The sequence below is a fragment of the Succinivibrio dextrinosolvens genome (assembly GCF_900116345.1).
Taxonomy (GTDB): Bacteria; Pseudomonadota; Gammaproteobacteria; order Enterobacterales; family Succinivibrionaceae; genus Succinivibrio; species Succinivibrio dextrinosolvens_B.
On the sequence record NZ_FPAH01000053.1, the window covers coordinates 1 to 16,050 of the forward strand.

16 protein-coding genes, 1 tRNA gene and 1 rRNA gene are annotated in these 16,050 nt (G+C 39.7%); 13 read left to right on the plus strand and 5 right to left on the minus strand.

Annotated features, from left to right (window positions below):
• The 4 genes from rrf to BM308_RS11735 all read left to right on the plus strand — a co-directional run.
• Window positions 1-83 (plus strand): 5S ribosomal RNA (gene rrf, locus BM308_RS13710); the annotation flags it as partial.
• Between the two features lie 55 nt (window positions 84-138).
• Window positions 139-214: transfer RNA gene (locus tag BM308_RS11725), tRNA-Thr, on the plus strand.
• A 155-nt stretch (window positions 215-369) separates the two neighbouring features.
• Entirely contained in the window at window positions 370-834 is a 465-nt protein-coding gene (locus tag BM308_RS11730) for a hypothetical protein (protein WP_074945429.1), read from the plus strand.
• Between the two features lie 409 nt (window positions 835-1,243).
• Window positions 1,244-1,585, plus strand: a complete 342-nt coding sequence (locus BM308_RS11735; RefSeq protein WP_074945431.1) for a hypothetical protein — start codon at window positions 1,244-1,246, stop codon at window positions 1,583-1,585.
• 69 nt (window positions 1,586-1,654) lie between these two features.
• On the opposite strand, the gene BM308_RS11740 is transcribed toward BM308_RS11735, so the two are convergent.
• From BM308_RS11740 to BM308_RS11760, 5 genes are all read right to left on the minus strand, one after another.
• Window positions 1,655-2,509, minus strand: coding sequence for an MBL fold metallo-hydrolase (locus tag BM308_RS11740; RefSeq protein WP_083425563.1), 855 nt, complete (start codon window positions 2,507-2,509; stop codon window positions 1,655-1,657).
• Window positions 2,510-2,511: 2 nt separating this feature from the next.
• Window positions 2,512-2,979: a MarR family winged helix-turn-helix transcriptional regulator gene (locus tag BM308_RS11745; protein ID WP_074945432.1), complete on the minus strand. Its 468-nt coding sequence runs from the start codon at window positions 2,977-2,979 to the stop codon at window positions 2,512-2,514.
• Between the two features lie 254 nt (window positions 2,980-3,233).
• A complete protein-coding gene (gene smrA / locus BM308_RS11750) occupies window positions 3,234-3,848 on the minus strand; it encodes a DNA endonuclease SmrA (RefSeq protein ID WP_074945434.1) in 615 nt (204 codons plus the stop codon).
• Window positions 3,849-3,940: 92 nt separating this feature from the next.
• On the minus strand, window positions 3,941-4,939 hold the full coding sequence (locus BM308_RS11755) for a cobalamin biosynthesis protein (RefSeq protein ID WP_074945436.1): 999 nt from the start codon (window positions 4,937-4,939) through the stop codon (window positions 3,941-3,943).
• 8 nt (window positions 4,940-4,947) lie between these two features.
• Window positions 4,948-5,649, minus strand: coding sequence for a 5'-methylthioadenosine/adenosylhomocysteine nucleosidase (locus tag BM308_RS11760; protein ID WP_074945437.1), 702 nt, complete (start codon window positions 5,647-5,649; stop codon window positions 4,948-4,950).
• A gap of 546 nt (window positions 5,650-6,195) precedes the next feature.
• Between BM308_RS11760 and glgC the strand changes: the two genes are divergently transcribed.
• From glgC to BM308_RS11805, 9 genes are all read left to right on the plus strand, one after another.
• Window positions 6,196-7,518 (plus strand): glucose-1-phosphate adenylyltransferase, encoded by a 1,323-nt coding sequence (gene glgC / locus BM308_RS11765; protein WP_074945439.1) that lies wholly within the window; start codon window positions 6,196-6,198, stop codon window positions 7,516-7,518.
• Window positions 7,519-7,532: 14 nt separating this feature from the next.
• Window positions 7,533-8,966, plus strand: a complete 1,434-nt coding sequence (gene dgt / locus BM308_RS11770; RefSeq protein ID WP_083425565.1) for a dGTP triphosphohydrolase — start codon at window positions 7,533-7,535, stop codon at window positions 8,964-8,966.
• A gap of 71 nt (window positions 8,967-9,037) precedes the next feature.
• Window positions 9,038-10,177, plus strand: a complete 1,140-nt coding sequence (locus BM308_RS11775; protein WP_306706409.1) for a 1-acyl-sn-glycerol-3-phosphate acyltransferase — start codon at window positions 9,038-9,040, stop codon at window positions 10,175-10,177.
• Window positions 10,177-10,761, plus strand: a complete 585-nt coding sequence (locus BM308_RS11780) for a hypothetical protein (protein ID WP_074945442.1) — start codon at window positions 10,177-10,179, stop codon at window positions 10,759-10,761. Before BM308_RS11775 ends, BM308_RS11780 begins: the two co-directional genes overlap by 1 nt.
• A gap of 10 nt (window positions 10,762-10,771) precedes the next feature.
• Window positions 10,772-11,470, plus strand: coding sequence for an FKBP-type peptidyl-prolyl cis-trans isomerase (locus BM308_RS11785; RefSeq protein WP_074945444.1), 699 nt, complete (start codon window positions 10,772-10,774; stop codon window positions 11,468-11,470).
• A gap of 71 nt (window positions 11,471-11,541) precedes the next feature.
• On the plus strand, window positions 11,542-13,005 hold the full coding sequence (gene thiI, locus BM308_RS11790) for a tRNA uracil 4-sulfurtransferase ThiI (RefSeq protein ID WP_074945445.1): 1,464 nt from the start codon (window positions 11,542-11,544) through the stop codon (window positions 13,003-13,005).
• Between the two features lie 186 nt (window positions 13,006-13,191).
• On the plus strand, window positions 13,192-13,803 hold the full coding sequence (upp, locus tag BM308_RS11795) for a uracil phosphoribosyltransferase (RefSeq protein ID WP_083425567.1): 612 nt from the start codon (window positions 13,192-13,194) through the stop codon (window positions 13,801-13,803).
• Window positions 13,804-14,180: 377 nt separating this feature from the next.
• A complete protein-coding gene (locus BM308_RS11800; protein ID WP_074945448.1) occupies window positions 14,181-15,566 on the plus strand; it encodes a GGDEF domain-containing protein in 1,386 nt (461 codons plus the stop codon).
• Between the two features lie 63 nt (window positions 15,567-15,629).
• On the plus strand, window positions 15,630-16,050 hold a 421-nt coding region (locus BM308_RS11805; RefSeq protein ID WP_074945450.1), incomplete at its 3' end, for an IS607 family transposase.

Here is a 16,050-nt window from a genome sequence, read left to right on the forward strand (position 1 = left end):
CCCATTCCGAACACAGAAGTGAAATGCAGTAACGCCGATGGTAGTGCAACGTACGTTTGTGTGAGAGTAGGTCACCGCCAGGCTTCCCTTTCTGAAAGACCGTAGTTTAGCTACGGTTTTTTAATATCAGATTTCAGTGCTGATATGGCTCAGTTGGTAGAGCGCACCCTTGGTAAGGGTGAGGTCCCGAGTTCGATTCTCGGTATCAGCACCATTTCCTTTAATTTCAATAAGTTATTTTGTTTCTAGGCTTCTGTTTTGGAAGTTTTTTTGTTTGTGTACCCTCAAGTTTGTAGACTATCTAAGAGTAATCCATTCTGCAAATCACCTCTAATTCTTATTTAAAAGCCATTGGCCTTTCATCTGAGGTTGCTTTTTCTGTCTTATTTTCTGTTTGTAGAGTTTACTCTTGAGTTTACTGATAATCAGGCGCAGCTGCTTATTCGTTCAGACTACAAGTCAGATTTTTCTAACATTGCCAACAAAAATGGTCAGGTATCCATTACTGATAAAGATCTCTATTTTGAATTCAAGAACGATGTGTACTTTAGTTTTAATGAGTTAGAAAGACTGGCAGAGCTTGATTTCAAGAATGCAGATAGTGAAGAAATGAAGACTGTTTTATCTGGTGAAGGTGACAATAAGATAGATAGAATGATGAGTGCAGCTGATGGCCAGTTTGTTTACAAAGGCGAAGTAAAAACAGAGTTTACTGTTAATAAAAAGCTTTATATTTGCATAAGGATAGGAGAGGTCTCCTATCCTTACCTTAAAGACAAGTTAAATAGTGAGGTAAAAGACTTTTTAATTTTCTCCATCACTTCCTTTTTCTAAGGTTACAGCATAGCAAAGTTGCATACTGTACGGTCGCTCTGAGGCTTGCCTCTTCCGCCTTTTCGCTAAGATTTAAAAAAAATTTTTTACAAATTTTTCAATTTTTAGATCCAGTCTACTAATTCATATTTATCTTACAAAAATATTATTATTTAAATATTAAATTAATAGTGTGATTCATTTGTGTTTATCGATCTGTATACTAAACTTTTAAATATGCAGTGATGTCCAAAAATACAAATATTCCTTTTTAAATCAATTAAATTAACTAATTGATAATAAAAACTAATTAAATATATAACTGCAATTCTTAATTCTCTTTGTTTTATTATCGAGATAAGGTGGCACTTTCATACACTGTCATAGCGGTGTTGTGAGTGTACTGATATGCTCTAAGGCGGTTAGTATTATGTCTTTCACTACTGATCTTTTTGAAAATGTTCAATCTTCTGAGGATGTTTCACATAATAAGCCAGAAGTTTCTGAGAGTTTAAATGTATCTCAGAGTACAGTTGTAGAGGAAGCTGTAAATGCTGATATGAATGATACTCCAAAGCCAGTTGCAAAGAAGAGCCCAGGAAGACCAAGAACGGGAAAGATGGAAAGAGTAATGTGTTATTTTCCAAAAGAGCTTTTGGACGATATGAATTATTTTTCTGAGAAGGAGATGATTAGCCGTAATTCCTTTATTATTACCTGCATTCTCAAGCATATCAGAGCTCTGAAGAAGGAAGAACGTGAGGAAGAGTAGGGCTATTTCTTTGTTTTATCAACATAAAGCCAGCTTATAGTATGCTGGCTTTAATTCTTTTTTGGTCCTTTATTTAAACGCCTTTTTATCTCCTTCGTAAGGGATCCACACATTATTTTCGTAGTGATGTAATTTTACAAAGTCATGCATGTTTTTTCTTGAAACTGTACAGTGATTGATTGCATCCATATGAACAGTAATGATTTTGCTTTTTGGCATCTTCATAACCATTTTCTTAACATCTTCGGTTCCCATAATAATGCTTTCGTTATAATCGAGCACCTTTGCATATCCTGTATTCATTACAATAAGTTCAGGCTGATATTTTGTTAAAGCCAGGTCAACAAGTCCTGTCCAGATGGTATCTCCTAGAATAAAGGTAGTTTTCTCGTTCTTTTTTGTGAATACTATTCCCATTGTATTCATCATTGCTTCTTTGTAGATAGGATCAGAGAAGAGCTCGACTGGTCCGTGCATACCTTCGATATGATTCAGTGTAACTCCTTTGAATTCAAGATCTGATGAAAGAATTCTGACATCCTTAAATCCCTGTTTTTTTATAATGGAGGCGTCTGTGTCGTTCTGAACAATAATAGGCATAGATTTGTCAATTATTTTTACTGCAAAATCATCCCAGTGATCAAGGTGAGTATGAGATACAACAACCGCATCCACATCCTTTAGAATATTCTCTGGTGAATCAGGAAGATCTAAAATTGGATTTCGAATTTCGCTGTTGAAGGTTCCTGCAAACCCCTCATAGTAACCTTTCTCCGCAAGCATTGGATCGATTAGAAAGGTTACATCGTTATAGCTTAGCTTTCCGGTTGCATTTCGAATATGCTGATAGCTGACTTCAGCATGAGCTACTCCCAAACATAGAACAGCCGATATAGTGATTCCTGAAATTATTTTTTTAAACATATTTACTCCTTTAAAGGTGAATTGAAAAATCTTTCATAGCTATTACAGAGTTTTTCAAGACTGCTTTGGAACTGATCGTATTCAGTGTCTGTAAAATCCTTAAAACCAATATTTATTATTCTGGATACGACATTGTCGAAATCCTTTTTAGCCTTTAGTCCTTTTTCTGTTATGACGACAATAACCTGTCTTCTGTCTTTTGGATTTGATTTTCTTTCAATCATTCCGTTCTTTGAAAGGTTATTCAGCAGTACTGTAACTGTATTAGGGGCCAGTCCGGTTTCATTGGCTATTTCTAAACAGGTGAGTTCGTTATTTTTCCATAAAGCCTGAAGTATATAACTCTGTTCGCAGGTAAAATCTGTACAGCCTATTTCGTTCAGGATCTGATTAAAGATCCTGATATTGAACTGCTTTATTTTTGTAATGTATTTGTTGCAGTTATATTCGTGATTCTCTTTATATTCCATTTTGTTAGCTTTAAATTAAATAATTCTAATTAGAAATATTCTATATAGAAATATTATAAATGTGATAATCAAATAGTCAACAACAAAATGTAATTAAAAAATAATAAGATACATACACTGAGAAAAAGAGGAATGCCGGTTAAAGGCTGGTAAATTAGGGGAATGGAGGATGAATAAATTTTGAAAAAGAAACTCAGTAAGTCAGATTTCAGTCTTGAGTATAAGATTGTCTGGAGCTTACTGAATCCTATGTTTTATCTTCGCTGAAACTCTTCTCGGTTCTGAATGGAAGCTTTATCGCCTTTCTTTAGTATAATACATACAGCTCCGGTTCCTCCCTTCCATGCAGGGGCAGAGTGATAGGCCAGCACATCAGGAATCTGCTTTAGCCAGTGTGCCACATGACTTTTCATAAGAGCCTTTGGATTCGATCTCTCTCCCTTGCCATGAATAATTAGAATATTTCTGAATTCATGTCTCTTTGCAAAAGCAATAAAATTCATTACTTCCTGATAGGCCTGCTCTATGGTCTTACCGTGTAAATCGATATGATCTGCCTCGGTATACTCTCCATGTCGTAATTTCTGCATTACATAAGGCTGAATTCCTGGTTTTCTATACTCAAGAACATCATTTGGCTGCACCATATGAACAAAACCTGAAGAGGCGGAATCTGTAACATCCTCACTCTTTCTGGTAGCGGCTTCCTGTCTTATCTTTGCAAGATCTTTTTCAAGAACCTCAGATGTCTTTTCGATCTTATCCTGAACAATAGGCTTGATATCACCTTCGATCAGATCTGAAAATGATTCTGATGCAAGATCCTTTTCTTCTGATAATAGTTCTAGGAAGTTGTCTTTATTACTCATGTACGTACCAAATCTTTGCAGCATAGCTCCATTGATATAACAGGAGTAGTGCCGCTGAAAATGTTAAATGTTTCTCTGCTGATAACAGATTACTAGAATGTGTATAGAAATATGCGCAGGGTTACGCATATGCAGACGAACAAGATACCACAAAAACGCAGTTTATTATAGAGCTTGAGAGGTGTAGAAAGCTCTGGTTCATTCTCTCCGCCAAGTCTAGGCAGTCTCATCAGTTCTCCCTCATAGTATCTTGGACCGCCAAGTGATATGTTGGCAAAGCTTCCCAGCATATCCATAACCGCACAGGATGAGGTATTCACAAATGTGTTGAGATGAGATTTCAGATTAGAGATAACTCTTTTGAAGGAGAAAGAGAACATCATCATAAAGAACAGGCAGACTACAGCTGGTATCATCATAATCTGCTCGATTTTATGAACAAAGATACCAAAGTTCTCGTTTCTCTTTTCCTTTAATGAGAATGAACGGTTCATAACTGCCACAAGCTGCATGATTACAGCTCCCTCCAGTCCTAAAAGAATGTACCAGACCAGAATGCAGAACCAGTTTGCAAACATCGCCATACTGGTGGCTTCCGCCATAGCCTTGTTGATTCCCATCTCGGAGAGCTTGGTGCAGTCTCTGATCATTATCTTCTGAAGTGATTTTCTGGCATCATCCTTGTTCTGTTCCTCCATAGAATGCTTAACATTCAGAGTGGTTACCAGAATAGGTTTTGACTCAAGCAGAAAAGGGAGAACCAAAAGGGTGACTATGACGTCGTGATTGACGACAAACTTTAGGAAGAAAACGATTAAAAGGGCAATTACGATAATAAAGAAAGGTAAAAAGATGCTGGAGAAAACGATCTGAGCTTCAGAGTTTTCATCTTTATTTACCTTTCTTGAAATGTTCTCAAAAAAAGGCCTTAAGCTTGAAATTCTCAAGGTTGACCCGATTGGCAGAATAATCTCTAAAAGCATGGCAGTAAGCAGCGTTATAGCCGGATACTCCAGTATTGAGAAGAATGTGCTTAAAACATCCAGAAAGGATGCTTCCTTGGCAGCATTTAAAATCTGCTCAACGGGCATAAAGCCTCCTACAGCATTTTGATCATAGCCAGTACTAGTCTGGCGCTGTTCTCTGATGCTGATTTAACATTAAAATCGTAGGTTCCTGTTTCATGCTCATCTGCTGAATCTGATACTGAGCGGATAATGATGAATGGAATCTTGAAACTTGATGCAATATGAGCAATAGGAGCACCTTCGCACTCGGTAACCATAGCCTGAGGGAAGTTGTTAAGAATTGCAGCCTTCTGCTCTGGGGTATTGATGAACTGATCACCTGAAATAATCAGACCCTTCTTAATGTGGTCCTTCAGATTTGGAATGGTGGAAGCTGCAATATCAGCCTTTGCAATCAGCTCTGGGCTTGCGTTGAATACAGGCTCTTCGCTTGGCATCTGACCTAGTTTGTAGCCAAATGGAGTGAAATCTGCATCGTGATATAAAACACTGGTAGAGAACACGATATCGTTGATCTTCAGTTCCTTTGACATGGAACCTGCAATTCCTGAATTGATAACGTAGTTCACGTTGAAATTAGAAATCAGAAGGGCTGTATCTGCAGCAGCCTTTGCCTTGCCGATACCTGAACGGGAAACTACAACTTCCTTGCCGTCTTCAGTTTCGCCTTCGTAAAACTTAAAAGGTCCGATTTCCTTGGTGGTGTATTTTGTAAGTTTAGATAAGAGATAATCAGTCTCTTCATCCATCGCGCAGATAATACCAATCTTCATAAATAATTGCGGAACTTGCTTTGAAGGAAGTTCCTGCCTCCGTTTAAAGGTTAAGTAGTGTGGATGCCTTTATATTTTCGGCATTCCTTTTCTCTATGATTCTACAGTTTTCCTGTTAAAACAATCTGAAAACTGCACTTTTATGGCTCAATTCTATCAGTTCTTAGAGGTTTTGTCTTTTTATTAGATGTATTTAACATTTTTTGTGTTAACTTCATGACCACTTTGATATTTTACGATTGAAGACTAATTGGTTAAATTTCAATAAGAAAATATTCTCTTTACTGACAGCCTTCGCCTAATAATGATTCAGTTTGTAAAGTTGGCCCTGGCAAAAATCTGTGAAGAAGCTCAACCCAATATCCTTATACGTGGTAGAAATCGTACCTAAAAAATTCAAATATATTATATAGATATTATTATTTCAGACGAGATCTCAAAAAAATACATCGAATCTTCAAAAAAATACTCAGAAGACTAAAATTGAGTATAGAAAACTATATATAAATTATGTGTGACAGAAATATCTTTTTTTAGGGGACAAAAATGCAAAATGCTCGTGAAGTCGTCAGACAGACGATGGCTTTGGTTTTGGCTGGTGGTAGAGGAAGCAGACTGAAGGCTTTAACTGATACCAGAGCAAAACCATCTGTTTATTTCGGTGGTAAATTCAGAATTATCGATTTCGCTTTATCTAACTGCGTAAACTCAGGTATTACCGGAATCGGTGTTGTTACACAGTATAAGTCACACAGTTTGTTACGTCACCTTCAGGCTGGATGGTCATTCTTCAGAAACCAGATGAATGAGTACATTGACTTCCTTCCTGCCTCACAGCGTCTTGATGAGGAACACTGGTATCAGGGTACCGCTGATGCTATTTTCCAGAACGTTGATATTATTAAGGATCACAAGCCAAAGTATGTGCTGATCCTTGCCGGTGACCATATCTACAAGATGGACTACTCTCTGCTGATTATGGATCACATCAGAATGGGCAGCCCTCTGACTGTTGCCTGTATCCCTGTTCCTCGTGAACAGGCCAAGGCTTTCGGTGTGATGAATGTCGACAGCAACAATCTTGTTACCGAGTTCGTGGAAAAGCCAGAGAATCCACCTGCAATGCCAACCAACCCTTACATGAGTCTTGCATCAATGGGTATTTACGTATTTGATGCCGAGTTCCTGTATGAGGTTCTGGCCAAGGATGCTGCAACCAAGGGCTCTCACCGTGACTTCGGTATGGATATTATTCCTCAGCTGGTAGCTCAGCATAAGGTTCATGCTCATGACTTCTCCAAGTCATGTATCCGTAACAGCGGCAACAAGGACATCGTTTACTGGAGAGACGTGGGAACCATCGATGCCTACTGGGAAGCAAACATGGATATCGCATCCATCGAACCTCAGCTGGATATCTATGATTTCAACTGGCCAATCTGGACCAACCAGATTCAGCTTCCTCCTGCAAAACTTGTTCAGGACATCAGCGGTGCATCAACCATTTTCAGAAATTCAGTAGCTTCTGCCGGATGTATTATTTCTGGTTCTTCAATCAACCAGACCCTGCTGTTCAACTCCTGCCGAGTTCATTCTAACTGCTTCATTTCTGAATCTGTGATTATGCCATTCTGTATTATTCACCGTGCCTGCCGCCTGACCAAGGTGGTTATGGATCGTGGCTGTGAATTACCTCGCGGCATTATCATCGGTGAGGATGCAGCTCTGGATGCTAAACGCTTCTACCGTTCAGAAGGCGGTGTTACTCTGGTTACCCGTGCAATGCTTAACAAGCTTCGCCAGACTGAGCCAGAACTGTTTGAGGACTTTGACAGCTATAAAGCACCTGTTGCAATGCCTTCATACTAATCTGAAGTTAGTTTATGAATATTAATGAAATAACTGATCGTCTCTTTTGTGCTAAACGCCAAAGGGGCGATTTTTTTTCTGAGGGGCCAATGCTCAAGGAGCTTGCCTCTCTTGAATTTTCACCTTTTGGCGTAGAACAGGACCGTCTTAAGATAGCCATGTGTGCGCCTCTAAGACGTCTGCAGCAGAAAACCCAGGTTTTTCCTCTGGATGTAAAAGCTGCCTCCAGAAACCGTCTTACCCACTCACTTGAAGTAGCTGAGTATACCCGTCTTATAGCTTATGAGCTTGTAAACCAGGTTAAGGAAGTAAATCTTCTTGGGCTTTTAAGTCCTATGGTCAGCTGTCTTCACAATGCAGCTATTCTTCATGATATAGGTAATCCTCCTTTCGGGCATTTTGGAGAGTCACTTATCAGAGAATGGCTGAAAAAGGCTGTTAACAGTGATCATGTTAAATCCGAGATTACTGATTTTGAAAAGGATGATCTGCTTACTTTCAACGGTAATGCTCAGGGCCTGCGTCTAGTTCATTCAATTCAGAATCTTAATCTGACTTTGGGGCAGTACGCATCTGTCATCAAGGTCCCTTATACCATCAAGGAACTTCTGCTGGGAAAGGGTAAAGGCGAATCCGGTAACGGCATTCAGGGAGACTTCTATTCCTGGTCATACTCCAATGCCGGAGTATTTCTTTCAGAGAAGCATCTTTTAGATGCTATCCGAGAAGGCTGTGGAAGAGATACCAGACATCCTTTTGCAACCATTATTGAATACTCTGATGATCTTGCCTATGTTCTGGCTGATCTGGAGGATGCCTTTGATAGAAATATGGTTAATAAACACATGATCATAAGATTATGTGAGCGTATTTCTGAGTATCCTGAGCTAAGTGAGCTTCAGCCTCATCTGGATCCAGAAAAAATTAGATCCCTGTTTAAACAGGGCAAAACAGAGGCTCTGTTCTACTTAAGAGAAGTTATCTCGTATTTCTATATCAGAGATTTCTGTGCGGCCATAGCCAATAATCTTGAGCAATTCTTAAATACCGGCGAACCAAATTTCTCTTTTGGTGATTATCCGGGAATTACTGCTCTCAAAATGCTGAAGGACTTTGAGTACACTGCTGTATATAATCATTTTGAAGTGCAGACTCTTGATTTGTCTGGAGCCAGCTATATACGAGGCCTTTTCAGCGCCTACGAGACTTTGTTAACCCAGTCTCCAGAGGATTTTGCCAGGGAGCTTGTTGCCGAAGGAGGAGAACCTTTCTGCATGAGAATTGCTTCAAGAATCTCACGCAGACATAAGATTGCCTATACTGAGGCCTGTCAGGAGAATAGCTTCAGCGAGATGTATCTGCGTATAAGACTGCTTGTGGACTATATCTCCGGAATGACGGATACTTTTGCCGCTTCAGAGTATCGTGTATTAAATGGCATTCACTAAATGCATTTCAATGCGGATTTTGCTAGAATATAGCCAAAATTTTTAGCGAGTTATAAAAACAAAAAAATAAAATGACTACTGAGACTAATGATATAAACAAAATCACCTCAAATGATCCCATTTTCGATGACATCAGACCTTGCCGTGATGACGAGGTTCAGTCAGAACTGAATAAAATCATCTCAGATGACTTGGTTATTAACAGCATCCTGAAATTCAGATATCCAATCTTCTCAAAGAAGTTTGCTTTTCTGTTAAAGCCTTTCGTTAAAGCTTATCTGAAGAACAAGGTTTCAAAAATCACCTCTATCCGCCAGTTCCAGGAAATAGTTTCAACCTTCATGAAAAAGGTAGTTGATTCCACAACTGACGGTGTTGAGCTGGTGGGCTTTGACAAGCTTGATAAGAACAAGGGCTATCTGTTTATATCAAACCACAGAGACATTTCACTGGATCCTGCATTTATTGATCTGGCTCTGTTTCTGTCAGGTCAGGATACAGTCCGTATTGCCATCGGAGATAATCTGTTAAGAATGCCTGCTGCAACTTCTCTTATGAGATTAAACCGCAGCTTCATTGTCCGCAGATCAATTGAGGCTCCTCGTGAGAAGCTGAAGGCCTTAACTCATCTTTCAAACTATATCGGTCTTTCTATTGAGGAAGGCGTTTCTATCTGGATTGCTCAGCGTGAAGGTCGTGCCAAGGATGGCAATGACAAGACTGAGGATGCAGTTCTGAAGATGATTTCCCTGTACGGACGTCAGAAGAAGCAGGATTTCAAGGAGTACATGGGCTCTCTGAATATTGTTCCTGTTTCAATTACCTACGAGTATGATCCAAACGATCTTGCCAAAGCAAAAGAGCTTTACGAGAAAGAGAAGAATGGTGAGTACAAGAAGGACGAGTTTGAAGATATCGATACCATTACCCGTGGTATCCGCGGCTATAAGGGCCATGTAAAACTGGTTGCCGGCGAACCTATCAGCGGTGGCTTTGAGAGTGCAGAAGAGCTTTCAGCCATGATCGACAAGTTCGTATGGAACAACTACGAGTTATACCCATCAGCTCTAATCAGTGCAGGTGTTATTGATGGAGTCAGTGCTGAGGACAGAGAGAAGTTTGAAAGCAGACTCGCATCATATCCTGAACATCTTCGTGACAGAATTAAGGCAATGTACGCAGCACCTTACTATAATAAGGACAGAAGCTAATGTTTAACCCAGTGTTTAACAAGGATGGTTCTGTGAGCTACTTTAGAGTATTCTGCCTTATTACAGCAGTAAGCTGCCTTGTCTGCGGCTGTGTAATGAAAACCTCCAAAAATGACGACCTTTCTGATCTGCAGGCTCAGACTGCAATGATTGAACAGGATTTAGATGCTGTTTCAGAGGAGCATTCTCTTGAAATCAGAGAAAAGGCGGTTGCAGAGCTGGCGCATAATACCGAGTTTATGCAGACCTGCGGAACACTGGACAGAAGTTATGATAACTGCGTTGTTGAACTTTCTGAGGATTTAAAACCATATTATTCGCTGGATCTGGAATCATCCGATGACGGATACAGTATGATTCTTACAGCAACTGAACAGAATAAGGATAGCTGCCGCACATTTGAGTCCAATAGCAACGGCGAAATTATCGGACTTAATGCGCAGGGAGAATCTGATAAAAATTGTCTTTTAGACTTGGCAAACGATGAGAATAACTTTAAAGTATCCCGGGATACAGATAACAAGTCAGGACAGAGTGCTCCTTCAGGACTAGCTCCGCTGGTTAAGCACTTAACTAATAGATAAAGAGGATTTTATGAAGATTGCAAAAGACACAGTCGCTACTCTAAGTTATACCGTAACTGAGACAACTGGTCAGGTAGTAGGCAGAACAGAGCCTGGTCAGCCAGTGACTGCGCTTATTGGTCACCGTTTTCTGGTTAAAGGTCTGGAGAACGCTCTTTTAGGCCATGAGAAAGGTGATGAGTTTGCAGTAACTCTAGAGCCAAAGGATACCTATGGTGAGATTGACAAGTCGCTGATTCAGACTATCGACAGAAAGCTGTTCGGTGACTTTGAGATTGCTGTCGGTAATGTTTTTGAGGCTGACTCAGAACAGGGCCCTATGGCTGTGGTTGTTAAAGATATTAAAGATGATGTTGTTATCGTTGACGGTAATCATCCTCTGGCTGGTAAGGTTCTAAACTTCCTGATTGTGATTGAGGATGTAAGAGAAGCTACTGAAGAGGAAATCAAGCATGGTCACGCTCATGTTGACGGCCACTGTCCTTCAGAGCATCACCACTGCTGTCACGGTCATCACCACGATGATGAAGACGGTGAGCATCACTGCTGTCACGGTCATCACCACGATGATGAAGACGGTGAGCATCACTGCTGTCACGGTCATCACCACGATGATGAAGACGGTGAGCACCACTGCTGCCACGGTCACCACCATGATGGCGAGGACGGTGAGCACGAGTGCCACTGCCACAAGCACGATCACGAATAATTACGCTTTGTGATTTTATGTCTGGCTCCATCGACTGGAGCCTTTTGCGTATTTAATTACTTGAGTTTTTTATGAAATTTATTGTTAGACTGTTTCCTGAAATTTCAATCAAGAGCAAGCCTGTCCGTACCAGACTTATTAAGCTTGTTAAGCAGAATATTGTCAATGTATGCAAGCACCATAATATCAAGGTAAATGCTCTTGCTCAGTGGGATAAGGTCATTGTTGTATTCAACGATGAGGAACATCCTGTAAGCAAGGAACACGCGATTACAGAGCTATCAAGAATTCCTGGTATTCATTCCTTTATGGAGGTTAATGAATATCCTTTCACCAATCTTGATGATCTTTTTGAAACCATCAAGGATAAGGTTGGTCCATCAATCTGCGATAAGACTTTTGCTGTAAGAATTAAGCGCAAGGGCAATCATGAGTTCAATTCTCAGCAGGCTGAACGTGTAATCGGCGGCAAGTTCAAGGCTGCCTTCCCTAACAAGGGCGTATGTCTTGATAATCCTGAGGTGATGATCCACATTGAGATCGAGAATCAGACAGCCTATCTGTCCGGTGAGAAATATCTTGGAATCGGTGGCTATCCTGTTGGTTCTCAGGGTGATGTATTCTCACTGATTTCAGGTGGTTTTGACAGCGGTGTCTCAACCTACAATGTGCTACACCGTGGCTGCAGAGTTAACTATCTGTTCTTCAACATGGGCGGTACAGCTCATGAAATCGGTGTTAAGCAGGAAGCCTACTTCATCTGGGACCGCTTTGCCTCATCTCACAGAGTTCGTTTTGTAACTATTCCATTTGAGCCTATTGTCGGTCAGATCCTTGAGCGAACCCATCATGGCGTAAGAGGTGTTATCTTAAAGCGCATGATGATGAGAGTCGGCTCTCTTGTTGCCAAGAAGTTTGATGCCGAGGCTCTGGTTACCGGTGAGTCTCTAGGTCAGGTTTCAAGTCAGACTCTTCGTAATCTGAATCATATTGATGATGTCTGTGATGTATTACTTCTCCGACCATTAGTAACTGCAGACAAACAGGATATCATTGATAAATCAAGAGAAATTGGAACCATCGGCTTTGCTGAGTCTATGCCTGAGTACTGTGGTGTTATTTCAGACCATCCAAATGTATGTCCTACAGCCGCATTTGTGGAAGAGGAAGAGGCCAAGATGGATGCTGATCTGGTTCAGAAGGCTTTTGAAGCCATGAAAGTTGTGGATATTAACGATATTCCTACTGATACCTCAAAACTCAAGACGGAGATTGAAGTTGTTAGCGAGCTGTCAAAAGCTGATGTTATTCTGGATGTAAGAGCTCCGGATGATGTAGAGAAGGCTCCTCTTACCGGCTTTGAAAATGAAGTCATCTGTATGCCTTTCTATAAGACCGCCAGTGATTTCAATACTCTGGATCAGCTTAAGACCTATGCGTTATTCTGCGATCAGGGCGTAATGAGCACCATGCAGGCTAAACAGCTGAAGGAAAAAGGTTATCACAACGTTAAGGTTTTCAGACCTGAGCGTTAATTTTTTTAAGATCCTGCTTTTTTGAGAGCAGGATTTTTTTTGTATGCGTATTACATATATCACCAAATGATCTTTTTTTTGATGAATATGCTGATACAATGCGTGTGACGAAAGTCATTTCCAAGCGATCAATATCGTATCTAAATAGAGAGAGAGATATTCATGTCAGAATCAAATGTATTTATTATGGACCACCCTCTGATCCAGCATAAGATTGGTTTTATCAGACGTAAAGAGACCGGCACCAAGGAATTTCGTAATATGATCAGCGAAATCGCCATGCTGATCTGCTACGAGGCTTCAAGACATCTTGAGCTTGTAGACGTTGATATTGAGACCCCAATCTGCAAGACCACTGTAAAAGAACTTGCTGGTCCAAAATTATGCGTTGTACCTATTCTAAGAGCTGGTCTTGGCATGGTTGAAGGTATCTTGAATCTTCTTCCAGCTGCAAAGGTTGGTCATATTGGTTTATACCGTGATCCAGAGACCTTAAAGCCAGTTGAATATTTCTGTAAACTTCCTCAGGACTGTGAGGAGAGAGAGGTATTCGTTGTTGATCCTATGCTGGCTACCGGTGGTTCAGCTTCTGCAGCAATTACCATGTTAAAGAATCGTGGCTGTAAGCACATCAGCTTCCTGTGCGTTCTTGCAACTCAGGAAGGTATTGACCGTCTGACTCATGATCATCCTGATATCAGAATCTTTATTGGTATCAAGGATAAGCAGTTAAACGAGAAGGGCTATATTGTTCCTGGTTTAGGTGATGCCGGAGACCGTATCTTCGGAACTCTATAATCGAATATCTGTTGATAGAAAAGCGGTACATTACGTACCGTTTTTTGTATGTTAACTGCTGTATAAAGCCTGTTTATTCTGTGGCAGTTTTTTTGTTTTTCACCGACAGAACATATACCAAAAGTCATATCTGTATTTCTTCTATCCGACAAAAACTCTGACTAAGCCGTAATATCAGAGTCTCCTCCTGACATTTTCTTCTCTGCTGTTTTTTCATTGATTACCTGATGCAATTCAAAAAGGCTTTCAAATGCACAAAGAGTATATGTCTTACAGTTAAAAAACACATAAAAACAGGTATCAGAGAACACAATTTTCCTATTTCTTTCTTGAATTGGCCGCGTCTGGAACAATAATAAAACGAGAGGTTGTATATTGTGAAAAAAATTGAAGAACGGATTAAATCAGAAGGTATCTCACTACGAACTTTACATAAATTACTGATTATTTTCGCTGTGGTCGTATCAGCGGTAATGATTCTCTCTACATTTCATTTCTCCAAAAAAACTTCAATGATTGCTGAGATTTCTGCGCAGCAGGTTGAACTAAGAAAAGTTACGCTGGATTTGATGGATGCTTCAGATTATCTGACTGATAATGTTCAGCGTTTTACCATTTATGGTGACAAGCGTTTTCTTGAAAATTATTTTTCAGAGGCATTTGAAAAAGGGCGTCGCGAAAAGGCTGTAAAAAAAATGTCAACAAATTCAAATACCAAAGAAGCCTTGTACTATCTTAAGAATGCCATGGAAATCTCTATGAATTTAATGAATAGGGAGTACTATGCCATGCGTCTTGTAATTGACGCATTAGGTTATACTGATTATCCAGATCTGCTAAAGTCTATTGAGATTTCTCCTGCCGATGCATCTCTTTCCAGAGATGAAAAAATAAAGCGTGCTGTTGATTTGGTTCATAACGATGGATATGGCACAGAGAAAGAACAGATTAAAAATAGTGTTACCGCCTGTTTATCAACTCTTGAAGAGATCATGAACAAGGGTGATGAAGAAGAACTGTCTGTTCTGGATAATGAACTTAATATCATACGTATCATCATTGTTGTTCAGACATTGGGCATATTCTTTTTTGTATGGTTAACCTCTAAACTTGGAATTCATCCGGTTCTGAAAGCTGTAACCAAGATTATGGCTGACAGTCCGATCCCTGAGCGTGGCTCAAAGGAATTTAGGTATCTGGCTTGTACCTACAATAAAATGTATGAGGTTTATAAAAACAGTCTCGATCAGTTGAATTTCAAAGCTTCTCATGATGATTTGACTGGGGCTTATAACCGATTCGGCCTTGAGTTGCTTATGTCAAGCGTCGACCTTTCATCTACCTATGTGATCATGTCTGATGTTGATAATTTCAAAACTATCAATGATACATATGGACATGATATCGGAGACAAAATTCTGATAAAAGTTGCACAAAGCATAAAAAAACATTTCAGATCAGATGATTATTTATGTCGTCTGGGTGGTGATGAATTTGTTGTTCTTGCTGTTCACGTTTCTTCCATACAGGATCATCATATGGAAAATAAGATCACCCTTATTAACCAGGATTTATCCAATACGGAAGATGGATTACCTGCAACCTCAATTAGTGCAGGAATCGTAAGGGGTGATTCTAATAGTAATTTCGATTCGTTATTAAGAGAAGCCGATGAGGCTCTTTATACAACCAAAAATGGTGAAAAGCACGGCTGTTCTTTCTATCGAAGAAATGCTGCAGATAAACAAATAACTTCTGGGTAATTAACTGTTTTATTAAATCTATAAATAGTTTATAATAGTTAATATTTTTTATAGGTTAATTTCATGAGTAAAATTATTCCAATCGGACAAGCAGCAAAAATATTAGGAGTCCATGTTCAGACATTAAGAAACTGGGAAAAGTCTGGAAAACTAAAACCAGACAGTATATCGCCTGGCGGTACCAGAAGATACAGTCTTGAACATATTCTTTCTCTTTCAGGTAAGAGCTTACCTGTTCAGACAGATAACAGATACACTGTTGCGTATGCAAGAGTAAGTAGTCACGATCAAAAAGAAGACCTAAAAAGACAGGCGCAGGTGCTTGAGTTATACTGTGCTGAACATGGATATGAGTATGAGATGATTACCGATTTAGGCTCGGGCATGAATTACTATAAAAAAGGCCTGACCTCTTTAATCAACAAAATTCTCAATAATGAAGTTAAAAGACTGGTGCTTACGCACAAAGACAGATTATTAAGAT

What these genes read in the sequence shown, in the direction of transcription:
- BM308_RS11735 (WP_074945431.1), top strand. Translation starts at nt 1,244, where the DNA reads ATGTCTTTCACTACTGATCTTTTTGAAAATGTTCAATCTTCTGAGGAT.
- BM308_RS11740 (WP_083425563.1), bottom strand. Translation starts at nt 2,509, where the DNA reads ATGTTTAAAAAAATAATTTCAGGAATCACTATATCGGCTGTTCTATGT.
- BM308_RS11745 (WP_074945432.1), bottom strand. Translation starts at nt 2,979, where the DNA reads ATGGAATATAAAGAGAATCACGAATATAACTGCAACAAATACATTACA.
- smrA (WP_074945434.1), bottom strand. Translation starts at nt 3,848, where the DNA reads ATGAGTAATAAAGACAACTTCCTAGAACTATTATCAGAAGAAAAGGAT.
- BM308_RS11755 (WP_074945436.1), bottom strand. Translation starts at nt 4,939, where the DNA reads ATGCCCGTTGAGCAGATTTTAAATGCTGCCAAGGAAGCATCCTTTCTG.
- BM308_RS11760 (WP_074945437.1), bottom strand. Translation starts at nt 5,649, where the DNA reads ATGAAGATTGGTATTATCTGCGCGATGGATGAAGAGACTGATTATCTC.
- glgC (WP_074945439.1), top strand. Translation starts at nt 6,196, where the DNA reads ATGCAAAATGCTCGTGAAGTCGTCAGACAGACGATGGCTTTGGTTTTG.
- dgt (WP_083425565.1), top strand. Translation starts at nt 7,533, where the DNA reads ATGAATATTAATGAAATAACTGATCGTCTCTTTTGTGCTAAACGCCAA.
- BM308_RS11775 (WP_306706409.1), top strand. Translation starts at nt 9,038, where the DNA reads ATGACTACTGAGACTAATGATATAAACAAAATCACCTCAAATGATCCC.
- BM308_RS11780 (WP_074945442.1), top strand. Translation starts at nt 10,177, where the DNA reads ATGTTTAACCCAGTGTTTAACAAGGATGGTTCTGTGAGCTACTTTAGA.
- BM308_RS11785 (WP_074945444.1), top strand. Translation starts at nt 10,772, where the DNA reads ATGAAGATTGCAAAAGACACAGTCGCTACTCTAAGTTATACCGTAACT.
- thiI (WP_074945445.1), top strand. Translation starts at nt 11,542, where the DNA reads ATGAAATTTATTGTTAGACTGTTTCCTGAAATTTCAATCAAGAGCAAG.
- upp (WP_083425567.1), top strand. Translation starts at nt 13,192, where the DNA reads ATGGACCACCCTCTGATCCAGCATAAGATTGGTTTTATCAGACGTAAA.